The organism is Trinickia diaoshuihuensis (genome assembly GCF_003390925.1).
Lineage (GTDB): Bacteria > Pseudomonadota > Gammaproteobacteria > Burkholderiales > Burkholderiaceae > Trinickia > Trinickia diaoshuihuensis.
In genome coordinates this window covers 1-1,656 of the sequence record NZ_QUBS01000040.1, presented here as the reverse complement: position 1 = coordinate 1,656, position 1,656 = coordinate 1, and the positions used below count along the sequence as shown (strand labels likewise).

Annotated in this window: 1 protein-coding gene; it reads right to left on the bottom strand. The window is 62.0% G+C overall.

The window, feature by feature from the left end; all coding sequences use genetic code 11:
• Positions 1 to 31: 31 nt before the first annotated feature.
• Positions 32 to 1,584, bottom strand: a protein-coding gene (locus DXT59_RS10175; protein WP_240324465.1) for an IS3 family transposase whose coding sequence is annotated in 2 segments (ribosomal slippage) — positions 32 to 1,122 and positions 1,122 to 1,584 — 1,554 coding nt in all. Because the reading frame shifts where the segments join, the coding sequence is not laid out codon by codon here.
• Positions 1,585 to 1,656: the final 72 nt, after the last annotated feature.

Here is a 1,656-nt window from a genome sequence, read left to right as displayed (position 1 = left end):
CGGTGTTTGTCAACGTAGTTGTCGCGTCGCTTCACGCGCACTGCTTTAATTCGGCTCGGGGCATACGCTCCGGATTGAGCCAGACTTCGTCCGTCAATTGCCAATTGCGAGTCGTACGGGACCAGCGGTGCGGGTTGCGCGCCTTGGCCTTCGCATAGACCACTTCGCGTTGCGCCAACACAGCGGTGGCAACGCCGTTGTGACGCTGCGCCGGCGTAACGAATTTCAGGCCGCTGTGTTTGTGCACATGGTTGTACCAACGCACGAATTGCTGCGTCCAAGCGCGCGCGGCATCGACGCTTGCGAACGCTTTACGCGGGTACTCGGGCCGGTACTTGCACGTGCGGAACAGCGCCTCGGCGTACGGGTTGTCGTTGCTCACGCGCGGACGGCTGAACGAAGCCACTACGCCCAGGTTTTCCAGCGTGGCGAGCATCGTCGCACCCTTCATCGCGCTGCCGTTGTCCGAATGCAGCACAAGCGGTCGTCCTGCCAGGCCCTCGGCCAAGCTCGTACGCCGCATGAGCAACGCGGCAAGCTCGGCCGATTCCGCTTCCTGCACTTCATGCCCGACGATCTTGCGGCTGAACACGTCCAAGACCATGTACCAGTAGTAGAACTTGCCCTTGATCGCCGCGGGCAACCAGGTGATGTCCCACGACCACAACTGATTCGGTGCCGTCGCACAGTGACTGGTGACCACATGCCGGGAAGGTTGGCGCGCACGACCTCGGCAGTGCTGCTGCGAAGCGTCGCGCAGCACGCGGTAAAAGCTCGATTCCGATGCGAGGTACACGCCACGGTCTGCCAAGCTCGGCACGATCTGACTGGGCGGCAAGCTCGCGAACTCGGCGCTGTTGGCCACTTCCAGAATCTGCCGCCGCTCGGCCTCGCTCAGCTTGTTACGCGGCTGTGGTCGATTGGCCGTGCTGCGGCCGTCGGCGCGTGCGGCGTCGCCGTCACCAACCCAACGCTGGAACGTGCGCACACTCAGGCCTAGCTCTTCGCACGCCTTGTGCAGGCGGCAACCCGAGCCCACCGCCTCGCGAATCAACGATATGCATAACAGGCGATCCGGGACGTTGATCAGTCGTCCTCTTGTTCTCCCCAGATCGCCTGGGCTTTTTTTCGAAGTACAAGCAGCGCCGCCGCTTCGGCCAGTGCCTTCTCCTTGCGATGCAACTCCTTCTCGAGTTGCTTGATGCGCTGCTTGTCTTCTTTGGACTGCTGACGTTGCTCCCGCGCCTGCTCGGCAGCATTGGCGTTGGCGGCCACACACGAGGCCCGCCATGCGGCGATCTGCTCGGGATACAGGCCCTTGCGCCTGCAATACTCGGCCAGCTCCGCTGCGTTCAGCGGGGCGGTTTCCAATACAACGGCAAACTTGTCTTCCGAAGACCATCCTTCGGCATTCTTCCCGTCGCCCGGCACGGCCAATCCTTTTCCTTTCGCCTCGCGGCGCCACACGTACAACGTTTGTTCCGTGATCCCCGTTTCTCGCGCTAGCGCGGATACCGGCACATTTTCCGGCGGCATCATGCGACGCACCAGGGCTTCTTTTCGTTCTGCTGAGTAGGCTTTCATTCATGCCGATTCTACCGCCCCCGGACCTCGTCTAAGATTCAGACGACACGACAACTATTCTGACGCCGGGGG